A 23,810-nucleotide genomic window follows, 5' to 3' on the forward strand; every position below is an offset into this window, starting at 1 on the left:
CGGCCACGCCGTTACCTGCCCGGCAGGGTTACTTGTTCAGGCCGACGGGCTGGGTGCGCTGGTAGGCGGCATCGTCGTCATCCGCGTACCGCTGGTCACCGCGGTTGTCGTCCCGATGCTCGCGGTTCGCCTCGTTCTTGCGATGCTGGCGACGGGTGAGGAACCGGCCCAGTGCGGCGCCGACAAGCGCGGGCACGAAGATCAGCAGCGTGGTGAACGCGCCGCCTGCGAAGATCTCGATCGCCAGCGAGTTCTGGCCCATTCCGGCCAACACCCAATTGCCGAGTACCCAGCCGACGATGGCGGAGATCAGCCCGGCGAGCAGGCCGGCTTTGAGCCAGCGCAGGGTCAGGTCGTCGTAGTCGTCGGGGTCCGGGTGCGCGCGGCCGTCGAGCAGACCGTCGATTCCGCCCCAGATGAGCGCCACCAGGACCACGGACGCGATGGCGATGGTCTTCCAATAGGTGGCTTCCAGCGGCCACTGCACGATCGCCAGAGCAAGCAGAACCCGGGCACCGATGTGCACCGCCGACATCACCAAGCCACGAAGCAACCACGCAATCATGTGAGCAGCGTACCGATGCGCCTCGTCTTTTTGTGGCAGGGCCCACAAAACCGTCGTTTTCGGATGTCGGCGTCCCCGGTCGCGGGGGTGCATTGACCATCCCCCGAGAGCGAAGTAGCACTAGCCTGGACGCCATGAGCGCTACATCCGACACCTCGGCGCAGACCGCCGCCCCCATCAGTCGAGTGGCCGTAGATCCCGCGAACGCGGCCCACGCAGGGCGACGGGACCGCCTTCGAGCGGGACTCAGTGCGGCCGGCGTCGACGCTATCCTTGTCACGGACCTGGTCAACGTTCGCTATCTGTCCGGATTCACCGGGTCCAATGCCGCTCTTGTGGTGACCGCATCCGGTGATGACCGGATCAGTACCGACGGGCGTTACCTCACCCAGGTCGCCGAACAGGCCCCTGACCTGACCGCGATCATCGCGCGCGATTGCCCTTCCGCGCTCACCGAGTACCTGGTGGGGTCCGGCGCCCGGATCGGGTTCGAGAAACACGTGGTGACAGTCGAAACACATCAGCGACTGCTGCCCATCCTGACCGGCGCCGAGACGCTGAAGCCGGTGGGGGCGATGGTCGAGGACCTCAGGATGGTCAAAGACGACGACGAGATCGAACAGATTCGGACCGCCTGTCAGACGGCCGACCTGGCCCTCGCCGACATCCTCGGTGACGGTCTGGTGGTTCCGGGCAGAACCGAGCGTCAGGTCGCGAGGGCACTCGAATGGGCGATGTTCGAGCGCGGTGCCGAGGCCGTGTCGTTCGAGACGATCGTGGCGACCGGGGCGAACTCCGCCGTTCCTCATCACCGGCCGACCGATGCCGTGCTCGGGGCGGGTGACCTGCTCAAGATCGACTTCGGTGCGGTGGTCGGTGGTTACCACTCCGACATGACCCGCACGTACGTCTTGGAGAAGGCCGAGTCCTGGCAACGGGAGATCTACGACCTGGTGGCGCAGGCACAGCAGGCGGGTCGGGAGGCGCTGGCACCCGGCGTCGATGCCGGCGAGGTGGATGCGGCAGCCCGGTCGATCATCGACGCCGCGGGGTTCGGTGAGCAGTATGTGCACGGTCTCGGACACGGCGTCGGCTTGCAGATACACGAAGCGCCGTCCATCGGGAAGCTGAGCACGGGTACACTACCTTGCGGTGCAGCGGTGACCGTAGAACCCGGCGTCTATCTGCCGGGCCGAGGTGGCGTTCGGATCGAGGACACCCTCGTGATCCGCGACGGCGAACCCGATCTGCTCACCACCACCGACAAGACATTCACCGTCATCTGACCGTGCGCCCCGGCGCGAGCAGGACGTCGCGCAACAAGATGCCCGGGGCGGGTGAGAGGAAGAACAGACGTGGCCAACACTTCGGATTTCAAAAACGGCTTGGTGCTCAACATGGAGGGTCAGCTCTGGCAGATCCTCGAGTTCCAGCATGTCAAGCCCGGTAAGGGCCCTGCCTTCGTGCGCACCAAGATCAAGAACGTGCTCTCGGGGAAGACCGTCGACAAGACGTTCAACGCCGGGGTCAAGGTGGAGACGGCGACAGTCGACCGCCGCGACATGACCTACCTGTACAACGACGGCAGCGACTACGTGTTCATGGACGGACAGACGTTCGAGCAGCTGAACGTCAGCCCGGAGACCGTGGGCGACGGAGCCAAGTTCATGCTCGAGAACATGACCGTGCAGGTGGCCACCCACGAAGGCGTGCCGCTGTACATCGAGCTCCCGGTCACCGTCGAACTCCTGGTGTCCCAGACCGATCCCGGCGTGCAAGGTGACCGGTCCACCGGTGGCACCAAGCCCGCGACTTTGGAAACCGGTGCCGAGATCCAGGTTCCGTTGTTCATCAACACAGGCGACAAGCTGAAAGTCGATTCGCGCGACGGCAGCTACCTCGGCCGCGTCAACTCGTGACATTGGTCAAGAAATCCGGCACCCGCCACAAGGCCCGCAAACGCGCGGTCGACCTGCTCTTCGAGGCCGAGGTCAAGAACGAGTCACCGATCGAGCTGATCGCTCAGCGGCGTGAGATCGCGCTCGGCGACGACAGTATGGGCAAGATCCACGACTACACCGCTCAGATCATCGAGGGTGTCGCTGGCGATGCCCGCCAGATCGACTCGGTGATCGAGTCGCATCTACGTGAGTGGACGCTGCCGCGGCTTCCCGCCGTGGACCGCGCGATCCTGCGGCTCGCCACCTGGGAGTTGTTCAACACCACCGACGTCCCGACCGCAGTTGTCGTCGACGAGGCCGTCGAATTGGCCAAGGAACTCTCGACCGACGATTCCCCCGGATTCGTCAACGGTGTGCTCGGTCGCATCGTTCTCCTCGCCCCGCAGGTACGTGCGTCGCTGGGGCAGCAGTCACCGTCCGAGGACGCGTGAGACCCGCCGGTGCCGTCGCGGTGTGGCGGCCCCGGCCTGATAACCTGATGCACGAACTGTTCCGGACGAAGGCATTGTGATGTCGGTGTCCACGGCAGTGACCGACATCCTTTAACGATCCGTCCAGAGAGGCGGAGAAGGAGGTCCCGATTACTGTGCCGACTCCCGAGGGCGACGGTACCGACACGGGTCGCGAGCTACTCGACGACGCCGATGTCGGACGGACCATAGCGCGCATAGCGCATCAGATCATCGAGAAGACCGCATTGGACGACGCCGATGCGCCTCGAGTGGTCATCATCGGAATCCCCACCCGCGGCATCTTCCTCGCCCGCCGTCTCGCCGAGAACATCGCCGAGTTCGCCGGCGTCCACGTGCCGGTCGGGTACCTCGACATCACGCTCTACCGCGACGATCTGCGTGCCAAACCGCACCGCGCCCTGGAACCGACCGCGGTCCCTGCCGGTGGCGTCGACGGTGCCCTGGTTGTCCTCGTGGACGATGTCCTCTACTCGGGTCGTACGGTCCGCGCCGCGCTCGATGCCCTGCGCGATCTCGGCCGACCTGCTGCCGTACAACTGGCGGTGCTCGTCGACCGCGGGCATCGGGAACTGCCCCTGCGAGCGGACTACGTGGGCAAGAACATCCCGACCGCCCGTACCGAAGACGTGCAGGTCCATCTGCGCGAGCACGACGGTGTGGACCGCGTGATCCTGCGAGCCGGGAACATCTGATGCGGCATCTGCTGTCGGTGTCCGACCTGACCCGTGAGTCGGCCACCGAGCTCCTCGACGAGGCCGAACGGTTCGAGCAGGCCCTGGTGGGCCGCGAGATCAAGAAGCTGCCGACGCTGCGCGGCCGGACCATCATGACCGTGTTCTACGAGAACTCCACCCGCACCCGCGTGTCCTTCGAGGTCGCGGGCAAGTGGATGAGCGCCGACGTGATCAACGTCAGCGCCTCGAGCTCCTCGGCGAACAAGGGGGAGTCGTTGCGCGACACGGCCAAGACCCTTCGCGCCGCCGGAGCGGACGCATTGATCGTCCGACATCCCGCATCGGGTGCGGCCCATCAGATTGCGCAGTGGACCTGGGAAGAAGGCACCGGACCGTCGGTGATCAACGCCGGTGACGGAACCCACGAACACCCGACCCAGGCGCTGCTCGATGCGTTGACGCTGCGGCAGCGGCTCGGTTCACTCGAAGGCCGCAGGATCGCGATCGTCGGCGACGTGTTGCACTCGCGGGTGGCCCGCTCCAACGCTCACCTCCTGGCCATGCTCGGGGCGCAGGTGGTTCTTGTCGCCCCGCCCACGCTGCTGCCGGTCGGTGTCGAGGCGTGGCCGGTCGAGGTGTCGCACAGTCTCGATGCCGAACTCGCGGCCGTCGACGCGGTCATGCTGCTGCGCGTTCAGGCCGAGCGGATGAACGGTGGTTTCTTCCCGTCTGCACGCGAGTACTCCATTCGGTACGGGCTCAGCGACCGCCGATCGGCGTTGCTCGCCGACCACGCCGTGGTGCTGCACCCTGGACCGATGTTGCGTGGCATGGAGATCGGGTTCTCTGTGGCGGATTCACCTAAAGCAACTGTGCTGCAACAGGTCTCGAACGGAGTGCATATGCGGATGGCCGTGCTGTTCACGTTGCTGGTCGGAACCGAGAGCGAGGGCGTGGCATGAGTGTGCAGCTCCTGATCCGCAATGTGCGGCCATACGGCGACGACGCCGTGGACATCCTGATCGACGGCGGCGAGATCGTCGAGATCGGCGCCTCGATCGACCCTGATGCGGCGGCGGATGTGCTCGACGGAGCGGGCGCTGTGCTGCTGCCCGGTTTTGTCGACATGCACACCCACCTTCGTGAACCCGGCCGGGAAGACACCGAGACCATCGAGACGGGTTCGGCTGCAGCGGCTTTGGGTGGTTACACCGCGGTGTTCGCGATGGCCAACACCGACCCGGTCGCCGACAGCGCCGTCATCACCGATTTCGTCTGGCGTCGCGGCCAAGAAGTGGGCCTTGTCGATGTTCATCCGGTGGGCGCCGTCACGGTCGGGCTCGGTGGCACCCAGCTCGCCGAGATGGGCGCGATGGCCGCAGGCGTCGGCGGCGTACGGATGTTCAGTGACGACGGCAAATGTGTCTTCGATCCACTGATCATGCGCCGTGCGCTCGAGTACGCGAAGGGTCTCGGCGTACTCATCGCCCAGCACGCCGAAGAACCGCGGCTCACCGAAGGCGCCATCGCCCACGAAGGTGCCGTCGCGGCCAGGCTCGGACTCACTGGTTGGCCACGGGCCGCCGAGGAGTCGATCGTCGCGCGCGACGCGCTGCTCGCCCGCGACGCAGGCGCCCGGGTGCACATCTGCCACGCATCGACCGAGGGTACGGTCGAACTGCTCAAATGGGCTCGCGGGCAGGGCATTTCGATCACCGCCGAGGTCACGCCACATCACTTGCTCCTCGATGACAGCCGCCTGGAGACCTACGACCCCGTCAACAAGGTCAATCCGCCCCTTCGTGAGGGTCGCGACAAGGCCGCACTGCGGCAGGCTCTCGCCGACGGGATCATCGACTGTGTGGCCACGGACCACGCGCCCCACGCCGCGCAGGAGAAGTGCTGCGAGTTCGCCAACGCGAGGCCGGGCATGCTCGGACTGCAGACCGCCTTCTCGATCGTCGTGCAGACGATGGTCGAACCCGGTCTGCTCGACTGGCGCGGGGTCGCCAAGGTGATGAGCGAACGGCCCGCAGAGATCACCGGACTGTCCGACCACGGTCGCCCGATCGCGGTCGGCGAACCGGCGAACCTGGCCCTGGTCGATCCGGACACGGAATGGACAGTGGAATCCGGTGCGCTGGCCAGTCTCTCGGAGAACTCGCCGTTCGACGGTCTGACGCTGCCCGGTGTTGTGGTCGCGACGGTGTTGCGCGGTGAGGTGACCAACAACGGCGGCAAGGTCCGGGCGCCCCGATGACCGGTGTTGTGGTGATCCTGATCGTCGTTCTCGCATGGGGCGGGATCGTCGGCCTGATGCTGCTCGGCTGGCGGGGCCGCGGCCGCCGACAGGAGTTGCTCCTCGGGGCGTTCCCAGAGGTGCCCACCACTCTCGGACCACGCCGGCTGGGCCCGCACACCGGGTTGTACGTCGGATCGACCATCGCGCCCAGCTGGCAGGACCGGGTGGCCGTCGGTGACTACGGGGACCGCGCCGTTACGGAGATCAGCCGCTTCGACACCGGGATCCTCATCGACCGCACCGGTGCCAACCCGATCTGGATACCGGACGACCAGATCACCGCGATCCGCACCGAACGGGGACTGGCAGGCAAGGTGATGACCGCCGACGGCGTCCTCGTCATCCGCTGGCTCCTCCCGTCGGGAACCGAAATCGATTCGGGCATTCGCGCAGACGACAAGACCATCTACCCAGAATGGGTCAAACCTCTCGAGCAGGACGGAAAGAAGAAGCAGTGACACAGCAACAACCGGCCACCACCGCGGTGCTGGTACTCGAGAACGGTGAACGTTACGTCGGGACGAGCTTCGGAGCGCTCGGCCAGACTCTCGGAGAAGCCGTCTTCTGCACGGCGATGACCGGATACCAGGAGACACTCACCGACCCCAGCTACCACCGGCAGATCGTCGTGGCCACCGCGCCGCAGATCGGCAACACCGGATGGAACACCGAGGACGGCGAAAGCCGTTACGGCGCGGACGATCCCAGCTCCACCCACGACGACACCGGCAAGATCTGGGTCAGCGGGTACGCCGTGCGCAACCCGAGCCGACGAGTGTCGAGTTGGCGCGCCACGGGCAGCCTGGAAGACGAGCTGATCAACCAGGGCATCGTCGGCATCGCCGGTATCGACACCCGTACCGTCGTGCGCACCCTGCGCGACCACGGGTCGATGCGGGCCGGGATCTTCTCCGGAGATGCGCTCGCCGGGTCGGACGAACTGCTCCGGCGTGTGGTCGAGGCGCCTGAGATGTCCGGTGCCGATCTGGCCGGTGAGGTGTCGACCACCGACGGGTACGTCGTCGAACCCGAAGGCGAAGCCCGGTTCACGGTGGCGGCGCTCGACCTGGGGATCAAGACCAACACCCCGCGCATGTTCGCCCAGCACGGTGTGCGGGTGCACGTACTGCCGGCGGGCACCGCGTACGACGCCATCGCCGACATCAAACCGGACGGCGTGTTCCTGTCCAACGGACCCGGCGACCCCGCGACCGCCGACCACCCGGTGGACTTCACCCGCAGCGTGCTCGGTGACGGAATCCCGTTGTTCGGCATCTGCTTCGGGAATCAGATCCTGGGCCGCGCACTCGGCCGCGGTACCTACAAGATGAAGTTCGGCCACCGCGGGATCAACATCCCGGTGGTCGACCATACGACCGGAGCCGTGTCGATCACCGCCCAGAATCACGGGTTCGCCCTGGAGGGTGAGGCCGGCGAAGAGTTCGACAGCGATTTCGGGCGTGCCCGGATCAGCCACACCTGTGCCAACGACGGCACGGTGGAGGGCATCGAACTCATCGACGGCCGAGCGTTCTCCGTCCAATACCATCCCGAGGCCGCGGCAGGCCCCCACGACGCCGCGTACCTCTTCGAGAAGTTCGTCTCTCTGCTGCAAGGAGCGCGTGCCTGATGCCCCGCCGTACCGACCTCAAGCACGTCCTGGTCATCGGATCCGGACCGATCGTCATCGGTCAGGCCTCCGAGTTCGACTATTCGGGCACACAGGCCTGCCGGGTCCTCAAGGCCGAAGGCCTGCGAGTGAGCCTGGTCAATTCCAATCCCGCGACGATCATGACCGATCCGGAGTTCGCCGACGCGACCTATGTCGAGCCGATCACCGCCGCCTACGTGGAGAAGGTGATCGAGGCCGAGCGTGATGCCGGATATCCCATCGACGCCGTGCTCGCGACCTTGGGCGGGCAGACCGCGCTCAACACCGCAGTGGATCTGCACGATCAAGGCATTCTCGCCAAGTACGACATCGAGCTCATCGGCGCCGACTTCGAGGCCATCCAGCGCGGCGAGGACCGGCAGAAGTTCAAGGACATCGTTGCCAAGGTCGGCGGCGAAAGCGCCCGTTCGCGAGTGTGTTTCACCATGGAAGAGGTCCACGACACGGTGGCCGACCTCGGTTACCCGGTGGTGGTTCGCCCCTCGTTCACCATGGGTGGGCTCGGTTCGGGCATGGCCTATGACGCTGACGACCTCAACCGGATCGCCGGTGGCGGGCTGGCGGCGTCGCCGAGCGCCAACGTCCTGATCGAGGAATCGATCTTGGGTTGGAAGGAATACGAGCTCGAGCTGATGCGCGACAACCGCGACAACGTCGTGGTGGTCTGTTCCATCGAGAACGTCGATCCCGTCGGTGTCCACACCGGTGACTCGGTCACGGTGGCGCCGGCGATGACGTTGACCGACCGCGAGTACCAAAAGATGCGCGACCTCTCCATCGAGATCATCCGCGAGGTCGGTGTCGCCACGGGCGGCTGCAACATCCAGTTCGCGATGGATCCCGCCGACGGCCGGATGGTGGTCATCGAGATGAACCCCCGGGTGTCACGGTCGTCCGCCCTCGCATCGAAGGCGACCGGGTTCCCGATCGCCAAGATCGCGGCCAAGCTGGCGGTCGGCTACAGCCTCGACGAGATCCTCAACGACATCACCAAGAAGACCCCGGCGTGCTTTGAACCCACCCTCGACTACGTCGTGGTGAAGGCGCCGCGGTTTGCGTTCGAGAAGTTCCCCGGCGCCGACGACACCCTCACCACCACGATGAAGTCGGTGGGTGAGGCCATGTCGCTGGGCCGATCGTTCGCGGAGGCGCTCGGAAAGGTGATGCGTTCGCTGGAGACCAAGGCCGCCGGGTTCTGGACCGAACCCGAGACCGACGAACCGGCTCCGTTGCTCCCTGAACTGCTCGAACGGCTCCGCACGCCCAAGGACGGTCGGTTGTACGGCCTGATGCAGGCATTCGGCATGGGCGCGACCGTGGAGCAGCTGTTCGAGTCGACCGCCATCGATCCCTGGTTCCTCGCCGAGATCGAAGCAGTCCACCAACTCGGCCAGCGGGTCCGCGAGGCGGACACCCTGGATGAAAATCTGCTCCGCGAGGCCAAGAGCAACGGGTTGTCCGACCGGCAGATCGCCGCGCTGCGCGACGACGTGGACGACGAGACCGCGATCCGCGACCTCCGGCACTCGCTGGGCGTGCGTCCGGTCTACAAGACAGTCGACACTTGTGCCGCGGAGTTCGAGGCGGTCACGCCGTACCACTATTCGACGTACGAGCTCGATCCCGCCGCACAGAGTGAGGTCGCGCCACAACGCGAGCGTCCTAAGGTGCTGATCCTCGGGTCCGGCCCGAACCGGATCGGCCAGGGCATCGAGTTCGACTACTCGTGTGTGCACGCCGCCATGACGCTGTCGGAGGCGGGCTACGAGACGGTGATGGTCAACTGCAACCCGGAGACCGTGTCCACCGACTACGACACCGCCGACCGGCTGTACTTCGAGCCGCTGACCTTCGAGGACGTGTTGGAGGTGTTCCACTCCGAGTCGGAGTCGGGCACCGTCAAGGGCGTCATCGTGCAGCTCGGCGGGCAGACCCCGCTGGGTCTGGCCCACCGGCTCGAAGCTGCGGGCGTTCCGATCGTGGGCACCAGCCCGGCGGCGATCGATCTGGCCGAGGACCGCGGCGAGTTCGGCAACGTGCTTAGCGAGGCGGGTCTGCCCGCTGCGAAGTACGGCATGGCGACCACGTTCGATCAGGCCAAGGCCATCGCCGGTGACATCGGGTACCCGGTGCTGGTGAGGCCCTCGTACGTGCTCGGCGGGCGGGGTATGGAAATCGTGTACGACGAGGATTCCCTGGCCAGTTACATCTCCCGGGCCACCGAGATCACGCCCGAGCACCCCGTTCTCGTCGACCGGTTCCTGGAGGACGCGATCGAGATCGACGTCGACGCGCTCTACGACGGCACCGACTGCTACATCGGCGGGGTCATGGAACACATCGAAGAGGCAGGCATCCACTCGGGTGACTCCGCGTGTGCGTTGCCGCCCATCACACTCGGCCGCTCGGACCTGGAGAACGTCCGCAAGTCCACCGAGGCGCTGGCCAAGGGCATCGGTGTCCGTGGTCTGCTCAACGTCCAGTACGCGCTCAAGGACGACATCCTGTACGTCCTCGAGGCCAATCCGCGGGCCAGCCGTACGGTTCCCTTCGTGTCCAAGGCCACCGCGGTCCAGCTGGCCAAGGCCTGTGCGCGGGTGATGCTGGGCGCCACCATCGCCGAACTCCGTGCCAGTGGCATGTTGCCGGCCGAAGGGGACGGCTCCGAACTGCCCGACACCTCGCCGGTGTCGGTGAAGGAAGCCGTGTTGCCCTTCAACCGGTTCCGCCGCGCCGACGGCACCGGTGTGGACTCCCTGCTCAGCCCGGAGATGAAGTCGACCGGTGAGGTGATGGGTATCGACGCCGACTTCGGTCGTGCCTTCGCCAAATCACAGACGGCCGCCTACGGTTCACTGCCCGTGTCCGGCAAGGTGTTCGTGTCCGTCGCCAACAAGGACAAGCGCGCCCTGGTGTTCCCGGTCAAGCGGCTCGCTGATCTGGGGTTCGACATCCTCGCCACCAAGGGCACCGCGCATGTGTTGCGGCGCAACGGAATCAAGTGCACGCAGGTGTACAAGCATTCCGACAGCGATCTGCCCGAGGGTGAGGTCAGTGTGGTCGAGCGGATCCGGGCCGGGGAAATCGGCATGGTGATCAACACCCCTTACGGGAACTCCGGGCCGCGTATCGACGGCTACGAGATCCGTAGTGCCGCTGTGTCGGTGAACATCCCGTGTATCACCACGGTGCAGGGCGCGAGCGCGGCGATCCAGGGCATCGAAGCCGCGCTGGGCGGGGCCATGGGTGTGCAGTCGCTGCAGAAGCGGCACCGGACGATGCTGGGCGCGTAGGTGGACGCGAGATCGGGGGCGGTCGGCGGCTCATCGTTCGCCGACCGTTACCGGGCGGCGGTCACCGACCGCGGCCGGTTGTGCGCCGGTATCGATCCCCATCCGGAACTGCTCGAGGCGTGGGGCCTGCCGGTCGACGGTGCCGGCGTCCGTGCCTTCGGAGACATCTGTGTCGAGGCCTTTGCCGGGTCCGTAGCGGTGATCAAACCCCAGGTGGCGTTTTTCGAGACGTTCGGTTCGGCGGGTTTCGCGGCTCTGGAGTCGGTGATCAGCGGTTGCCAGGCCGGTGGCGCGCTGGTGATCGCCGACGGGAAACGCGGCGACATCGGATCGACGATGGCCGCGTACGCGCGGGCCTGGCTCGAGCCGGAATCACCGCTGTGCGCCGATGCCCTCACCGTCTCGCCTTACCTCGGTTTCGGATCGCTGAGCCCCGCCATCGAACTCGCGCGCTCGGAGGGACGGGCCGTGTTCGCCCTGGCTCGCACGTCCAACCCCGAGGGGGAGTCGCTCCAGCGGGCCCGGACCGACGGTGACGTGACGGTGGCCCAGAGCATCGTCGATGCGGCTGCGGCAGAGAACTCAGATGGTCGCGCGACCGTCGGACTGGTGGTCGGAGCCACCCGGCACCACGGCCTGCAGTTGGCGGATCTCGGCGCGCCGATCCTGGCTCCGGGCCTTGGTGCCCAGGGAGCCGCGGCGAGCGATCTGCCCGCTGTGTTCGCGGACGCAGATCAAAAGTGGGTGCTGCCGGCCAGCTCCCGATCGGTGCTGCGACACGGCCCCGACGTGACCGCACTGCGCGATGCCGCACGCCGCACCCGGGACGAGATCGAGGCGGCGTTCGGGGACCAGGTCTAGCCCGAGACCTCTTGTTCCAGTACGTCTTGTTCCAGTACGTCGGCCTGGCCGTCGCGGTGAGGCTTGGCATCGTCTGCCGGTGCAGAGTCCACCGGTAGCGACTCCAGAAATGCATCGATACGCGGCCACGTCCCTGACACGGCTTCGGGTCCGGCGATCAGTCCCAGATGACTTGTCTCGACGGTGTCGAAGTGCACCTGTGGTGATCCCTCGAGTAGGTCGACACCGTGCCGGGCAGCGGCCCACGGCACGATGGCGTCGCGGTGGCTCCCGAACAGCTGGACCGGGATCGCGATGCTCGTCAGATCGATGCGGCGCCCTCCGAGATCGAGCACACCGGTGGCCAGTTCACCCCGATAGATGAAGCACTCCCACATCTGTTCGGCCAGACGGCCCGGGTAGCCGGGGAATTCGCGCTGGAAGCGATTGACGATCTCCATCCGTGCGAGCCTCTCGGTGTCACCGAGATTGGACAAGATGAAGGCCGGCTTCTTCAGCTCGCGTTGCCATGCTGTGCCGCGGTAACCGATCTGCACCAGGGGCGCGGGAATGCCGCCGAGCAGCCGGAGAATGCCGGTGACCGCCAGACCCTTGGTCGGCCGGGTCAACTGCCGTACGAGGGGATAGGGGGGCACCAGCGCGTAGTCCAGGGGAGTGCCCACGGCTGTGACCGATCGGACGGGCAGGGCGGGATCGGCGGCGACGGTGAGCAGGCTGATCGTTCCGCCGAGACTCCACGCGATCAGGTCCACCTGACCGGGGCCATCGGTGCGCGTGGAGTTGTCCTGTTCCGGGGCGTAGAAATCGCTCTGCGCGCGGGTGATCGCCTGCGGGACGATGTCGTCGAAGAAGTCCTCGAAACCGAGGTGTCGGTCGCTTCTCCGGATCTCGCCGATGTCGAGCACGTACGGGATGCGGCCGGTCTGGAGCAGATGGTTGACCAACGAGTGATCTGGCTCGAGGTCGTAGCAGCTGGCGGGCGCAGCAATCGGCGGAACGAGGACCACCGGCGGGTGCCCGGCGCGGCGGGCGGCACGGAGTTGCTCGGTGTTGCCGAACCGGCGCAGACGACGGTGTGGTTCGTCGTGCAGCAGGACGTTCTCGGTCGACACCTCATCGCGGATGCCGTCCCCCAGGGTCAGCGCGTAGAGGTTCCGGAGCCGATCGGGCAGCAGACTCTCTCGCGGAGTCTGTTGGTTGGTCACGATGATGAAACCCCGTCCCGGCTGAGAATTGTCAGTGTGTGCGATCCACATCTAACACGAGGCGCTGAACGCGGTTCACGAGGCCATCGATGCGGTCGGGTGGGCATTCGCACAGGTCACACGGCCCTCCGACACGCGCGCACCGGCAAAAAACTTCGAAAAATCCCGATGCGGAACACCCGTCACAGCAGCACCACGGATGTGACCTACGTCATGCAGCCCGACATTTCTGTTGAGAACCTCGAATCCCGTTGTCGTGCAACGGCATTCGCTGGATCAATCAGATACTAGGCCGATTTAACTGCGACTGATGTGTGACGACGGGGAAGCTCGTTCGAAAGGCTTACAACACCCGTTTTAGTGGGGGAATGCCGGGGTGGGGGTCGCAAAAGGCGACGTGCGTGGGTACGGTCGCTTTCGCTGCCTCCCCACAGAGGCGGCCGCCCTGACGCCACCGGCGCGGGGCAGAGAATCACACAGACGAAATCGGAGGAACCGTGGCCCTTCCCCAGTTGACCGATGAGCAGCGCGCCGCTGCATTGGAGAAGGCAGCTGCCGCTCGCCGGGCCCGTGCCGAGCTCAAGGAGCGCCTGAAGCGAGGCGGCACCGATCTCCAGCAGGTTCTCAAGGATGCCGAGAACGACGAGATCCTGGGCAAGATGAAGGTGTCGGCACTGCTCGAGGCGTTGCCCAAGGTGGGCAAGGTCAAGGCGCAGGAAATCATGACCGAGCTCGAGATCGCTCCTACCCGCCGTCTGCGCGGGCTGGGTGATCGTCAGAAGAAGGCGCTGTTGGCCAAGTTCGACTTCGCCTGATCGCTGCTCAGTGAGCCCAGAACAACGACAGAGGGGCCGGCTTCTCGTTTTGGCCGGCCCTTCTGCTGTCGGAAAGTCCAGCGTGGTCCGCCGTCTGCGCGAACTGTTGCCCGACCTGATGTTCAGCGTCTCTGCGACCACCCGCGCCCCGCGCGCCGGTGAGGTCGACGGACGTGACTACTTTTTTGTCACCCCGGGTGAGTTCGACCGGTTGATCGCCGACGGCGAACTGCTGGAGTGGGCCGAGATCCACGGGGGCCTGCAACGCTCGGGCACACCCTCGCGGCCGGTGTTCGAGGCGATGGAGCAGGGTAGGCCCACGCTCGTCGAGGTCGATCTGGCCGGAGCCCGCAACATCAGGGCAGCGGTACCGGAGGCTGTGACAGTTTTCTTGGCGCCGCCGAGTTGGGAAGAACTGGTGTCCCGGCTACGCGGCCGGGGGACCGAATCCGACGAGGTGATCGAGCGGCGACTGCAGACCGCGAGGGCCGAATTGGACAGTGCCGACGAGTTCGATCACGTCGTGGTGAACGACGAAGTCGACTCGGTGGCCAAGCACTTGGTATCCTTGCTGGTTGAATCCCATTTGAATAATTCGTAGGAGCAATGTGAGCAGCTTGACCACCCCAGACGAGTTCATCGGCGAGGTCGACGCAACCGCGTACGACACACCCCTGGGCATCACGAACCCGCCGATCGACGAGCTGCTGGAACGCGCTTCTTCGAAGTATGCGCTGGTCATCTACGCCGCCAAGCGTGCGCGTCAGATCAACGACTACTACAACCAGCTCGGTGACGGCATCCTCGAGTACGTCGGCCCCCTCGTCGAGCCGGGCCTCCAGGAGAAGCCTCTCTCCATCGCCATGCGCGAGATCCACGCGGACCTTCTCGAGCACACCGAAGGCGAGTAGCTTCCCTTTACCCGGTCCGGAGGCGAGAGTTCGTGGGCGAGAACGTCAGTACGACGCGTAAGAACATCGTCATCGGGGTCGGTGGCGGCATAGCCGCGTACAAGGTCGGCTCGGTGGTACGTCACTTCACCGAGGCCGGCCATCATGTGCGTGTCATCCCTACCGAATCGGCATTGAAGTTCGTCGGGGCGGCCACCTTCGAGGCGCTCAGCGGTAACCCCGTCAGCACCGAGGTGTTCGACGATGTGCCGCGCGTGCCACACGTCCGTCTCGGTCAGGAAGCGGACCTGGTGTTGATCGCGCCGGCGACCGCCGATCTGATGGCCCGTGCTGCGAGTGGTCGCGCCGACGATCTGTTGACGTCGACGTTGTTGACCGCGCGCTGCCCGGTCCTGTTCGTCCCGGCCATGCACACCGAGATGTGGGAGCACCCGGCGACGCAGGCGAATGTGACCACCCTCCGAGAGCACGGCGCCACCGTGATGACCCCCGCATCGGGTCGACTGACCGGTGTCGACACCGGGGCCGGACGTCTGCCCGACCCGCAGGAGATAGCGCTGCTCGGTGAGCTGCTGCTCGACCGCCCCGACGCCCTCCCGTACGACCTCGCCGGGGTCAAGTTCCTGATCAGTGCCGGCGGCACGCGCGAACCCCTCGATCCCGTCCGCTACCTCGGCAACCGCAGCTCCGGAAAACAGGGTTACGCCCTGGCCCGCGCCGCTGCCCAGCGGGGGGCCCAGGTGACCATGGTCGCCGGCGCCACCTCCAACCTGCCCGATCCCGCGGGAGTGGAGATCATCCGCATCGCCACCGCAGCGCAGCTGGCCGACGAGATCGGGAAACGAGCTCCCGAGACCGACGTGGTGATCATGGCCGCGGCCGTGGCCGATTTCCGGCCCGTCCAGGTCTCCGACGCCAAGATCAAGAAGTCCGACAGCGGACCGGCCCCCATCGAACTGACCACCAACCCGGACATCCTCGCCGGTCTTGTCACCGCTCGCCGCAGTGGCTCGGTCCCGCAGTCGACGGCCATCGTCGGCTTCGCTGCCGAGACCGGCGACCTCCAGCACGGGGTTCTCGACCACGGCCGGGCAAAACTGGCCCGCAAAGGATGCGACCTCTTGGTCGTCAACGCGGTGGGTGAGGGCAAGGCATTCGGCATGGACCACAACACCGGTTGGATCCTGGCCGCAGGGGGCGAAGAAACCGCCCTGCCACTCGGGTCGAAAACACTCATGGCGACCCGAATACTTGACGCGATCAACGCTGTACGCACAGATGGTGTTGGCGCAGAAGGTCGATGTCCGTAGCTCGACCCACGTGTGTAATTTGAGGTCCGCGGGTAGTCGCGCACCGTACCGAACTCTTCAGGACCACCGCCTCCGAGAGGAAAACATGACCGATACCCGTTTGTTCACCAGCGAGTCCGTCACCGAGGGCCATCCCGACAAGATCTGTGACGCGATCAGCGACTCGATCCTCGACGCCCTGCTGACCGAGGATCCGCGAGCCCGGGTTGCGGTGGAGACCCTGGTCACCACCGGTCAGGTTCATGTGGCGGGTGAGGTGAACACGACGGCGTACGCCGACATCCCCAAGATCGTGCGTGAGAAGGTCCTGGATATCGGCTACGACTCGTCGGCCAAGGGGTTCGACGGCAACTCGTGCGGTGTCAACGTCGCCATCGGCGCGCAGTCCCCGGAGATCGCCCAGGGTGTCGACAACGCGTACGAGTCGCGCGTGGAAGGCATCACCGAAGACGAGATCGCTCGCCAGGGTGCCGGCGACCAGGGCCTGATGTTCGGGTACGCGACCAACGAGACCCCTGAGTTCATGCCGGTTCCGATCGCGCTTGCTCACCGTCTCGCCCGTCGCCTCACCGAGGTACGCAAGGAAGGTGTGCTGCCGTACCTGCGTCCGGACGGAAAGACCCAGGTCACCATCGAATACAACGGTGACAAGCCGGTCCGTCTCGACACCGTGGTGGTCTCCACGCAGCACGCCGCCGACATCGACCTCGAGAACCTCCTCACCCCCGACATCCGCAGCAAGGTCCTGGATTCGGTGTTCGCCGATCTCGATCTGCCGTTCCTCAACACCGATGATGTCCGTCTGCTGGTCAACCCGACCGGCAAGTTCGTCCTCGGCGGACCCATGGGCGACGCCGGACTCACCGGCCGCAAGATCATCGTCGACACCTACGGCGGCATGGCTCGTCACGGTGGCGGCGCCTTCTCGGGCAAGGACCCGTCGAAGGTCGACCGCAGTGCTGCATACGCCATGCGCTGGGTGGCCAAGAACGCAATCGCGGCAGGCCTGGCCAGCCGTATCGAGGTGCAGGTCGCCTACGCCATCGGCAAGGCTGCCCCCGTGGGCCTGTTCGTCGAGACCTTCGGCACCGAGACCGTCGACCCCGCCAAGATCCAGTCGGCCATCTCCGAGGTGTTCGACCTGCGTCCGGGCGCGATCATCCGTGACCTCGACCTGCTTCGGCCGATCTACGCCCCGACCGCTGCCTACGGACACTTCGGTCGCACCGACATCGATCTGCCGTGGGAGCACACCGACCGGGCCGACAAGCTGAAGGCTGCTGCCGGCGCGTGAAACCAGAGCGGCAGCTCGCACCTGAACTGCCGGTCGCGCGTGTTCTGCCGATGCTCGGGCTGGCCCATCTGGACCGGCCGTTCGATTACCAGGTACAAGATGCCCAGCACCTGGACGCCCAGCCGGGCGTCCGGGTGCGGGTGCGTTTTTCCGGCCGTCTCGTCGACGGATACATACTCGACCGCATCGAGGCGAGCGACCATCCCGGCAAGCTCGGGTGGCTCGAGAGGGTGGTCTCGCCGGAACCGGTCCTGACCCCTGAGCTGGCCACGTTGGCGCGGGCAGTCGCAGATCGGTACGCGGGCACCATGACAGATGTCCTGCGGCTGGCCATCCCGCCCCGTCATGCGCGCACCGAGCAGACCGTGGGTGCACCGCCAGGCACCCCCAGGCCACCGACCGTCGATGTGGACGGATGGAAACCATACGAGCATGCAGAGTCGTACCTGGCTGCTGTCGCCGATGGCAAAGCCGCTCGGGCGGCATGGCAGGCGGTGCCCGGGGAGGACTGGCCCCGGCGACTGGCCGAGCTCGCATGCCACACGGTGATCGCCGGCCGCAGCGCCATCATCGTGGTCCCCGACCAGCGCGATCTGGTACGGCTCGAGGCAGCGTGCGAGCCGATCTTGGGCGACCGGGTGGTGTCGTTGTCCGCGGGATTGGGCCCTTCGGCACGGTATCGGCGCTGGTTGCGAGCACTGCGCGGGCAGGCTTCGGTGGTGATCGGCACCCGGAGCGCAGTGTTCACGCCGATTCCCGACCTCGGACTGATCTGCGTGTGGGACGACGGGGACGACAGTCTGTGCGATCCACGTGCGCCGTACCCACATACCCGCGAAGTGGCGGTCCTGCGGTCGCACAGCGACAAGTGCGCACTGGTCCTCGGTGGTGTCGCTCGTACGGCGGAAACCCAGGCCCTCGTCGATGCCGGCTGGGCTCACGACCTCACCGCGTCACGCTCGGTCGTCCGTGAACGATCCCCCCGCATCTCGGCGCTCTCCGACGAGGACAACCGGGTGGCCCGTGACCCGCTTGCTCGGTCGGCCCGAATCCCGGCCGTCGCGTTCGATGCGGCCCGCGCCGCCGTGGCCGCCGACGCCCCCGTGCTCTTCAGTGTGCCCAGGCGCGGTTATCTACCGTCGCTGGCCTGTGAACGGTGCCGTTCGCACGTACGTTGCCGTCGATGCCACGGGCCGATGCAGGCAGACGGCCCGGTGCCGACCGACGGTGCCGGGCCCGACAGCAACTCGGTGGGTTTGTTGAGCTGCCGGTGGTGTGGTCATCCCGACGCCGATTTCCGCTGCACCGAATGCGGTTTCACCAAGGTGAGGGCGCTGACGACGGGGGCTCGCCGGACGGCCGAGGAACTGGGCCGCGCATTCCCGGGTGTTCCCGTCCTCACCTCGGGCGGAGACAAGATCGTCGACAGCATCGGCAGCGGTCCACGTGTTGTCGTCAGTACCCCGGGCGCCGAGCCCGTGGCCGAAGACGGTTACGGCGCCGCCATCTTGTTGGACACCTGGGCACAGCTCGACCGCACCGAACTGCGAGCCGGCGAAGAGGCGGTTCGCCGCTGGCTGTCCGCCGCCATGCTCGTACGTCCCCACGGACGTGGGGGAGCAGTGGTGATCGTCGCCGACGCGGGACTAGGTCCGGTGCAGTCGGTGATCCGTTGGGACCCCGTCGGCTTCGCCGAGAACGAGGTGGCACAGCGGACCGAACTCGGGTTCCCGCCTACGGTCACGATGGCCTCGATCGACGGCGCCGGTCCGGCCATCGTCGCCTTCGCCGAAACCGTCCACCTCCCGCCGGGTGGTGAGGTGCTCGGTCCGGTGGAGCTACCCGCCGGTGTGCGGTTGCCCTCAGGCCTCAATCGCGACGAGATCTCCGACCCGCAACGAATACTGCTGCGGTGCAAGAGATCTCAAGGTCGAGAACTGGCTGCTGCGCTTCATGCAGCGCAGGTCGGCCGGAATGCACAACACGATTCACAGCCGATCAGGGTGCAGATGGATCCGCCCACCATCGGCTAGGGCTTCTGGGTGGCTAGGCTGTTGGTCGGCCGCGAACACGCGGACCGAACTCGGAGATTGGGGTACTACATGCGGGTGGTGTTCGCAGGCACGCCCGAACCCGCGGTTGCGTCTCTCAAGGCATTGATCGAGTCGTCCCGCCATGAGGTCGTCGGCGTGATCAGTCGGCCCGATGCAGCAGCGGGCCGGGGACGGAAGATGACCCGCTCACCGGTGGCTGCCCTCGCCGACGAGCACGCCATACCCGTGATCACCCCGCGAAGGCTCAAAGATCCCGAGGCTGTCGAGCAACTACGAGAGTGGGCGCCCGAGTGCGCGCCGGTGGTGGCCTACGGCGGACTGGTACCGCCGGAGCTGCTGGATCTTCCCACCCACGGCTGGGTCAATCTGCATTTCTCGTTGTTACCGTCATGGCGCGGCGCTGCGCCGGTGCAGGCGGCGATCGCTGCCGGCGACGAGATGACCGGCGCCAGCACCTTCCGGCTCGAAGCAGGCCTCGACACCGGCCCGGTCTTCGGCGTGGTGACCGAACGGATTCGCTACACCGACACCGCAGGTGATCTGCTGGGTCGGCTGTCAGAGACGGGGGCGCACCTGCTGGTGACCACCCTCGACGGCATCGAGGACGGCTACCTGGAGGCCAAACCGCAACCGGCCGACGGCATCAGCACGGCTCCGAAGATCACCATCGACGACGCACGCATTCGCTGGGACCTACCGGCGCACCTGATCGATCGGCACATTCGGGCGATGACACCCCACCCGGGCGCCTGGACCACGCTGGATGATCTGCGGGTCAAGGTGTTACGTGCGTCGATGGTCACCGACCCGGTCGATGTGACGCCGGCTCCGGGCGAACTGGCCGTGACGAAGAAGGCCCTGTATGTAGGTACCAAGACGGTGCCGATTCGACTGGATTCCGTTCAGCCGCAGGGCAAAAAAGCAATGGCCGGTCCCGACTGGGCGCGCGGGGCCAGGCTCACCGATGGACAGGCACTCACATGAACCGCCCCGTTGACGATCAGGAACACACCCCGATAGATCCAGCCCGGCAGGCTGCCGTGGAGGTGCTGGCCGCAGTGCGTGAGCGCGACGCCTACGCCAACCTGGTGCTGCCGAAGATGTTGCGCGACCGCAAGATCACCGGTCGCGACGCCGCGCTGGCCACGGAACTGACCTACGGCACCAGCCGTGCGGTGGGGTTGCTCGACCAGATCATCTCCGAGGTCGCGAAACGGCCCGTCGAGGAGATCGACGGGGTGGTGCTCGATGTGCTGCGGTTGGGTGCATACCAACTGCTGCGGACGCGGATCGGCGCGCATGCCGCCGTCTCGACGTCGGTCGATCTCGTCCGGTCCCGCGCCGGTCACGGACCTGTGGGTTTCGCAAACGCAGTGTTGCGCAAGATCTCTCAGCGCACCGAAGAGCTGTGGGTGGACGCGCTCGCACCGTCGATCAGTGAAGACCTCATCGGCCATCTGGCATTTCAGTACGCCCATCCGCGCTGGATCGCCGAGGTGTTCGACGACGCGCTCGGTGGTTCGGCGGGTGCTCTGCAGGCCGCACTGGCTGCGGACGACGAACGCCCGTCGACCCATCTGGTCGCCCGGCCGGGCATGATCACCGCCGACGAACTCGCCGCCGTCACGGGAGGTGACGTGGGCCGCTACTCGCCCTACTGCGTGTACCTCGACAGCGGCGATCCCGGCGACATCGAGCCGATCCGTGAAGGTCTGGCCGGGGTCCAGGACGAAGGCAGTCAGCTGGTGGCGCGCGCCTTGGCGATCGCTCCACTCGACGGGGATGACGCCGGTCGATGGCTTGATCTGTGCGCCGGTCCTGGTGGCAAGGCGGCTCTACTCGGGGCTCTTGCCGACATAGATGGTGCCCGGGTCACCGCGGTCGAGAAAGCTCCGCACCGTGCCGAATTGATCCGTAAGGCGACCCGGGAGCTACCCGTCGACGTGATCGTCGGCGACGGGCGTGACCCGGGCCTGGAGCCCGGGTTCGACCGTGTCCTAGTGGACGCCCCGTGCACCGGTCTCGGTGCCCTCCGACGCCGGCCAGAGGCCCGGTGGCGACGCAATCCAGGCGACGTTCCCGATCTTGTCGCGCTGCAGAAGCAGTTGCTCGCGTCGGCGGTGGACCAGCTGCGGTCGGGCGGTGTGGTGGTCTACTCCACGTGCTCGCCACACCCGGCCGAAACCCGCGAGGTGGCGGATTGGGCGATCGCCGAGTTGCCGGTGAACGCACTGGACACCCGTGACCTGGTACCCGTCGACGATCTGACCGGAGGGCCGTACGTGCAGCTCTGGCCTCACCTGCACGGCACCGACGCCATGTTCTTCGCGGCGCTCCGCAAGAACTGATCGGCGGGATACGACGCGTCAAAACGCGTGTGCAGCAGTCCGGACCGGTCCGTTGGGTTGGGTCTCGACCCGACATTAGGATGACTGCATGTCGAATCAGCCGATGATCGCGCCGTCCATCCTGTCCGCCGACTTCGCCAGGCTCGGAGCCGAAGCAGATGCGGTGACCGGTGCCGATTGGCTACACGTCGATGTGATGGACGGTCACTTCGTCCCGAACCTCACTCTCGGATTACCGGTGGTGAAAAGCCTGCTCAAGAGCACGGATATCCCGATCGACTGCCACCTGATGATCGAGGACCCGAAGCGGTGGGCCCCGGGTTATGCCGAGGCGGGGGCACACAACGTCACATTTCACGCGGAGGCCACCGACGATCCCGTGGCCGTGGGGCGCGACATCCGGGCCGCCGGCGCGAAGGCGGGATTGAGTATCAAACCCGGCACGTCCCTCGACCCATACCTCGAGATCCTCAGAGAGTTCGACACGTTGCTCGTGATGAGTGTGGAACCCGGTTTCGGCGGACAGTCGTTCATCCCTGACGTGCTCGACAAGGTCCGGCGGATCCGGAAGCTCGTGGATTCCGGTGAATTGCGGGTGATCGTCGAGATCGACGGGGGCATCAACGCGGACACCATCGAACAAGCGGCCGCGGCCGGTGTCGATTGTTTTGTTGCAGGGTCGGCGGTCTACGGGGCCGATGACCCAGCGCAAGCCGTGGTATCGCTTCGCGCACAGGCGCTCAGCGCGCGACAGTGACGAGCGCGGCAACTCCCGTGACCGGCCCTGTCTCAGCGGCGATGCACCGCGCGATGAGTGAATCGATCGGTGCACGCGGACTGAGTACGCCGAACCCGCCGGTCGGCGCGGTGATCCTGGACGCCGACGGAAACGTGGCCGGGGTGGGACACACCAGGGAGGCCGGGGGCCCGCACGCCGAGGTGGTCGCTCTCGGGCAGGCAGGAGACAGAGCTGCGGGTGGGACCGCGGTGGTGACCCTCGAGCCGTGCAATCACACCGGGCGAACCGGGCCGTGTTCTGAGGCACTGATCGCCGCAGGCATCAGAGTTGTCCATTACGCGGTCGCCGACCCCAACCCCGTTGCCACGGGCGGACATCGGCGACTCGAGGATGCGGGACTCGAGGTGCACGGCGGCGTGTGCGCCGACGCGGTTGCCGCCGGCCCTCTGCGTGAATGGTTGTTCCGCCAGGAGCACGGTCGTCCGATGGTGACCGCCAAGTTCGCCGCATCGGTCGACGGCCGGGTCGCTGCGCCCGACGGCTCGAGCCAGTGGATCACGGGTCCGGCCGCGCGCGAGCGTGTGCACGACGAGCGTGCGCAGATCGACGCGATCGTGGTCGGCACGGGCACCGTACTGGCCGACGACCCGAGTCTCACCGCGAGGTACCCCGACGGCTCACTCCGCGAACACCAGCCACTGCGAGTTGTTGTCGGATCGTCGGCCATTCCGCCGGAGGCAAAGGTGTTCGACGGTCGAGCGCGCACGATCCGTGTTCGTGAGCACGAACCGGCGGCGGTGGTGGAGGCTCTGGCCGAGCTGAGCAATGTGCAGATCGAGGGCGGATCACGGTTGCTCGGTGCGTTTTTCGCGGCGGGTCTGGTCGACCGCGTGCAGGCGTATGTCGCCCCGCTGGTGATAGGCGGGGGACTCGCGGCAATCACGGATGACTCGGTCACCACGCTGCAGCAGGCGAGGCGATTTTCGACCGATCGTGTGGAGACACTCGGAGACGACGTTCTGCTCACCCTGACTGCAACCTGCTGACCGGCCATTTCGTGGTCTTCTCGCTGGTCAGCGGGATCGATGGATGTGCTAACTTCGTAAGTGGAAGTTCTCGGGGCGGGGTGCAATTCCCCACCGGCGGTAATCGTGGGCGACAGTTCGCCTGCGGAGCCCGCGAGCGCCCGCATCACCCGATGCGGGGTCAGCAGATTCCGGTGAGATTCCGGAGCCGACGGTGATAGTCCGGATGAAAGAGAACACCACGGCCGGTCCGATGGATCGGCACGTGCGACGCCGCCCTGAGATCGCAGCAGCGATGTGAGGAGTTG

Annotated in this window: 22 protein-coding genes and 1 riboswitch; of the genes, 20 read left to right on the top strand and 2 right to left on the bottom strand. The window is 66.2% G+C overall.

Features of this window, described 5'->3' with window-relative positions; translation table 11 throughout:
- Nucleotides 1–28: 28 nt before the first annotated feature.
- Nucleotides 29–565, bottom strand: coding sequence for a B-4DMT family transporter (locus KXR83_RS10240; protein WP_437424742.1), 537 nt, complete (start codon nucleotides 563–565; stop codon nucleotides 29–31).
- A gap of 134 nt (nucleotides 566–699) precedes the next feature.
- Between KXR83_RS10240 and KXR83_RS10245 the strand changes: the two genes are divergently transcribed.
- The 10 genes from KXR83_RS10245 to pyrF all read left to right on the top strand — a co-directional run bounded on the left by KXR83_RS10245 (nucleotide 700) and on the right by pyrF (nucleotide 11,801).
- Entirely contained in the window at nucleotides 700–1,851 is a 1,152-nt protein-coding gene (locus KXR83_RS10245; RefSeq protein WP_437424743.1) for a M24 family metallopeptidase, read from the top strand.
- 69 nt (nucleotides 1,852–1,920) lie between these two features.
- A complete protein-coding gene (gene efp / locus KXR83_RS10250) occupies nucleotides 1,921–2,484 on the top strand; it encodes an elongation factor P (protein ID WP_030163170.1) in 564 nt (187 codons plus the stop codon).
- A complete protein-coding gene (gene nusB, locus KXR83_RS10255; RefSeq protein ID WP_243404307.1) occupies nucleotides 2,481–2,957 on the top strand; it encodes a transcription antitermination factor NusB in 477 nt (158 codons plus the stop codon). The genes efp and nusB overlap by 4 nt, the downstream gene beginning before the upstream one ends.
- A gap of 155 nt (nucleotides 2,958–3,112) precedes the next feature.
- A complete protein-coding gene (pyrR, locus tag KXR83_RS10260; protein WP_033334893.1) occupies nucleotides 3,113–3,691 on the top strand; it encodes a bifunctional pyr operon transcriptional regulator/uracil phosphoribosyltransferase PyrR in 579 nt (192 codons plus the stop codon).
- On the top strand, nucleotides 3,691–4,635 hold the full coding sequence (locus KXR83_RS10265; RefSeq protein ID WP_023959467.1) for an aspartate carbamoyltransferase catalytic subunit: 945 nt from the start codon (nucleotides 3,691–3,693) through the stop codon (nucleotides 4,633–4,635). The genes pyrR and KXR83_RS10265 overlap by 1 nt, the downstream gene beginning before the upstream one ends.
- Nucleotides 4,632–5,933, top strand: a complete 1,302-nt coding sequence (locus tag KXR83_RS10270; protein WP_437424744.1) for a dihydroorotase — start codon at nucleotides 4,632–4,634, stop codon at nucleotides 5,931–5,933. The genes KXR83_RS10265 and KXR83_RS10270 overlap by 4 nt, the downstream gene beginning before the upstream one ends.
- Nucleotides 5,930–6,433, top strand: coding sequence for a PH-like domain-containing protein (locus tag KXR83_RS10275; protein ID WP_437424745.1), 504 nt, complete (start codon nucleotides 5,930–5,932; stop codon nucleotides 6,431–6,433). The genes KXR83_RS10270 and KXR83_RS10275 overlap by 4 nt, the downstream gene beginning before the upstream one ends.
- Nucleotides 6,430–7,605 carry a glutamine-hydrolyzing carbamoyl-phosphate synthase small subunit gene (carA, locus tag KXR83_RS10280; RefSeq protein ID WP_437424746.1) on the top strand — a complete coding sequence of 392 codons (1,176 nt, stop codon included), beginning with the start codon at nucleotides 6,430–6,432 and terminating at the stop codon, nucleotides 7,603–7,605. The genes KXR83_RS10275 and carA overlap by 4 nt, the downstream gene beginning before the upstream one ends.
- The gene (gene carB, locus KXR83_RS10285; RefSeq protein ID WP_437424747.1) at nucleotides 7,605–10,940 is read left to right on the top strand and encodes a carbamoyl-phosphate synthase large subunit; all 3,336 of its coding nucleotides are present in this window, start codon (nucleotides 7,605–7,607) and stop codon (nucleotides 10,938–10,940) included. The genes carA and carB overlap by 1 nt, the downstream gene beginning before the upstream one ends.
- Nucleotides 10,941–11,801: an orotidine-5'-phosphate decarboxylase gene (pyrF, locus tag KXR83_RS10290; protein ID WP_437424748.1), complete on the top strand. Its 861-nt coding sequence runs from the start codon at nucleotides 10,941–10,943 to the stop codon at nucleotides 11,799–11,801. It begins immediately after the preceding gene.
- Here the strand turns inward: pyrF and KXR83_RS10295 are convergent.
- A complete protein-coding gene (locus KXR83_RS10295) occupies nucleotides 11,798–13,006 on the bottom strand; it encodes an alpha/beta hydrolase (protein ID WP_437424749.1) in 1,209 nt (402 codons plus the stop codon). The genes pyrF and KXR83_RS10295 overlap by 4 nt on opposite strands.
- A 497-nt stretch (nucleotides 13,007–13,503) precedes the next feature.
- On the opposite strand from KXR83_RS10295, the gene mihF reads away from it, so the two are divergent.
- From mihF to ribD, 10 genes are all read left to right on the top strand, one after another.
- On the top strand, nucleotides 13,504–13,821 hold the full coding sequence (gene mihF / locus KXR83_RS10300; protein ID WP_023959453.1) for an integration host factor, actinobacterial type: 318 nt from the start codon (nucleotides 13,504–13,506) through the stop codon (nucleotides 13,819–13,821).
- Between the two features lie 10 nt (nucleotides 13,822–13,831).
- Nucleotides 13,832–14,422: a guanylate kinase gene (gmk, locus tag KXR83_RS10305; protein ID WP_116915404.1), complete on the top strand. Its 591-nt coding sequence runs from the start codon at nucleotides 13,832–13,834 to the stop codon at nucleotides 14,420–14,422.
- Nucleotides 14,415–14,732, top strand: coding sequence for a DNA-directed RNA polymerase subunit omega (rpoZ, locus tag KXR83_RS10310; protein ID WP_369792635.1), 318 nt, complete (start codon nucleotides 14,415–14,417; stop codon nucleotides 14,730–14,732). The genes gmk and rpoZ overlap by 8 nt, the downstream gene beginning before the upstream one ends.
- Before the next feature lie 32 nt (nucleotides 14,733–14,764).
- Nucleotides 14,765–16,042: a bifunctional phosphopantothenoylcysteine decarboxylase/phosphopantothenate--cysteine ligase CoaBC gene (gene coaBC, locus KXR83_RS10315; protein ID WP_437424750.1), complete on the top strand. Its 1,278-nt coding sequence runs from the start codon at nucleotides 14,765–14,767 to the stop codon at nucleotides 16,040–16,042.
- Nucleotides 16,043–16,127: 85 nt separating this feature from the next.
- Nucleotides 16,128–17,336: a methionine adenosyltransferase gene (gene metK, locus KXR83_RS10320; RefSeq protein WP_437424751.1), complete on the top strand. Its 1,209-nt coding sequence runs from the start codon at nucleotides 16,128–16,130 to the stop codon at nucleotides 17,334–17,336.
- A gap of 50 nt (nucleotides 17,337–17,386) precedes the next feature.
- Nucleotides 17,387–19,369 (top strand): primosomal protein N', encoded by a 1,983-nt coding sequence (locus tag KXR83_RS10325; protein ID WP_437424946.1) that lies wholly within the window; start codon nucleotides 17,387–17,389, stop codon nucleotides 19,367–19,369.
- 69 nt (nucleotides 19,370–19,438) lie between these two features.
- Nucleotides 19,439–20,374: a methionyl-tRNA formyltransferase gene (gene fmt, locus KXR83_RS10330; RefSeq protein ID WP_437424947.1), complete on the top strand. Its 936-nt coding sequence runs from the start codon at nucleotides 19,439–19,441 to the stop codon at nucleotides 20,372–20,374.
- The gene (locus tag KXR83_RS10335; RefSeq protein WP_437424752.1) at nucleotides 20,371–21,738 is read left to right on the top strand and encodes an RsmB/NOP family class I SAM-dependent RNA methyltransferase; all 1,368 of its coding nucleotides are present in this window, start codon (nucleotides 20,371–20,373) and stop codon (nucleotides 21,736–21,738) included. Before fmt ends, KXR83_RS10335 begins: the two co-directional genes overlap by 4 nt.
- An 88-nt stretch (nucleotides 21,739–21,826) precedes the next feature.
- A complete protein-coding gene (gene rpe, locus KXR83_RS10340) occupies nucleotides 21,827–22,495 on the top strand; it encodes a ribulose-phosphate 3-epimerase (RefSeq protein WP_437424753.1) in 669 nt (222 codons plus the stop codon).
- A 41-nt stretch (nucleotides 22,496–22,536) separates the two neighbouring features.
- Nucleotides 22,537–23,523, top strand: a complete 987-nt coding sequence (gene ribD / locus KXR83_RS10345; protein WP_437424948.1) for a bifunctional diaminohydroxyphosphoribosylaminopyrimidine deaminase/5-amino-6-(5-phosphoribosylamino)uracil reductase RibD — start codon at nucleotides 22,537–22,539, stop codon at nucleotides 23,521–23,523.
- Nucleotides 23,524–23,585: 62 nt separating this feature from the next.
- A riboswitch (FMN riboswitch) is annotated at nucleotides 23,586–23,744 on the top strand.
- Nucleotides 23,745–23,810 lie beyond the last annotated feature (66 nt).

The sequence above is a fragment of the Williamsia muralis genome (assembly GCF_051487485.1).
Taxonomy (GTDB): domain Bacteria; phylum Actinomycetota; class Actinomycetes; order Mycobacteriales; family Mycobacteriaceae; genus Williamsia; species Williamsia muralis_B.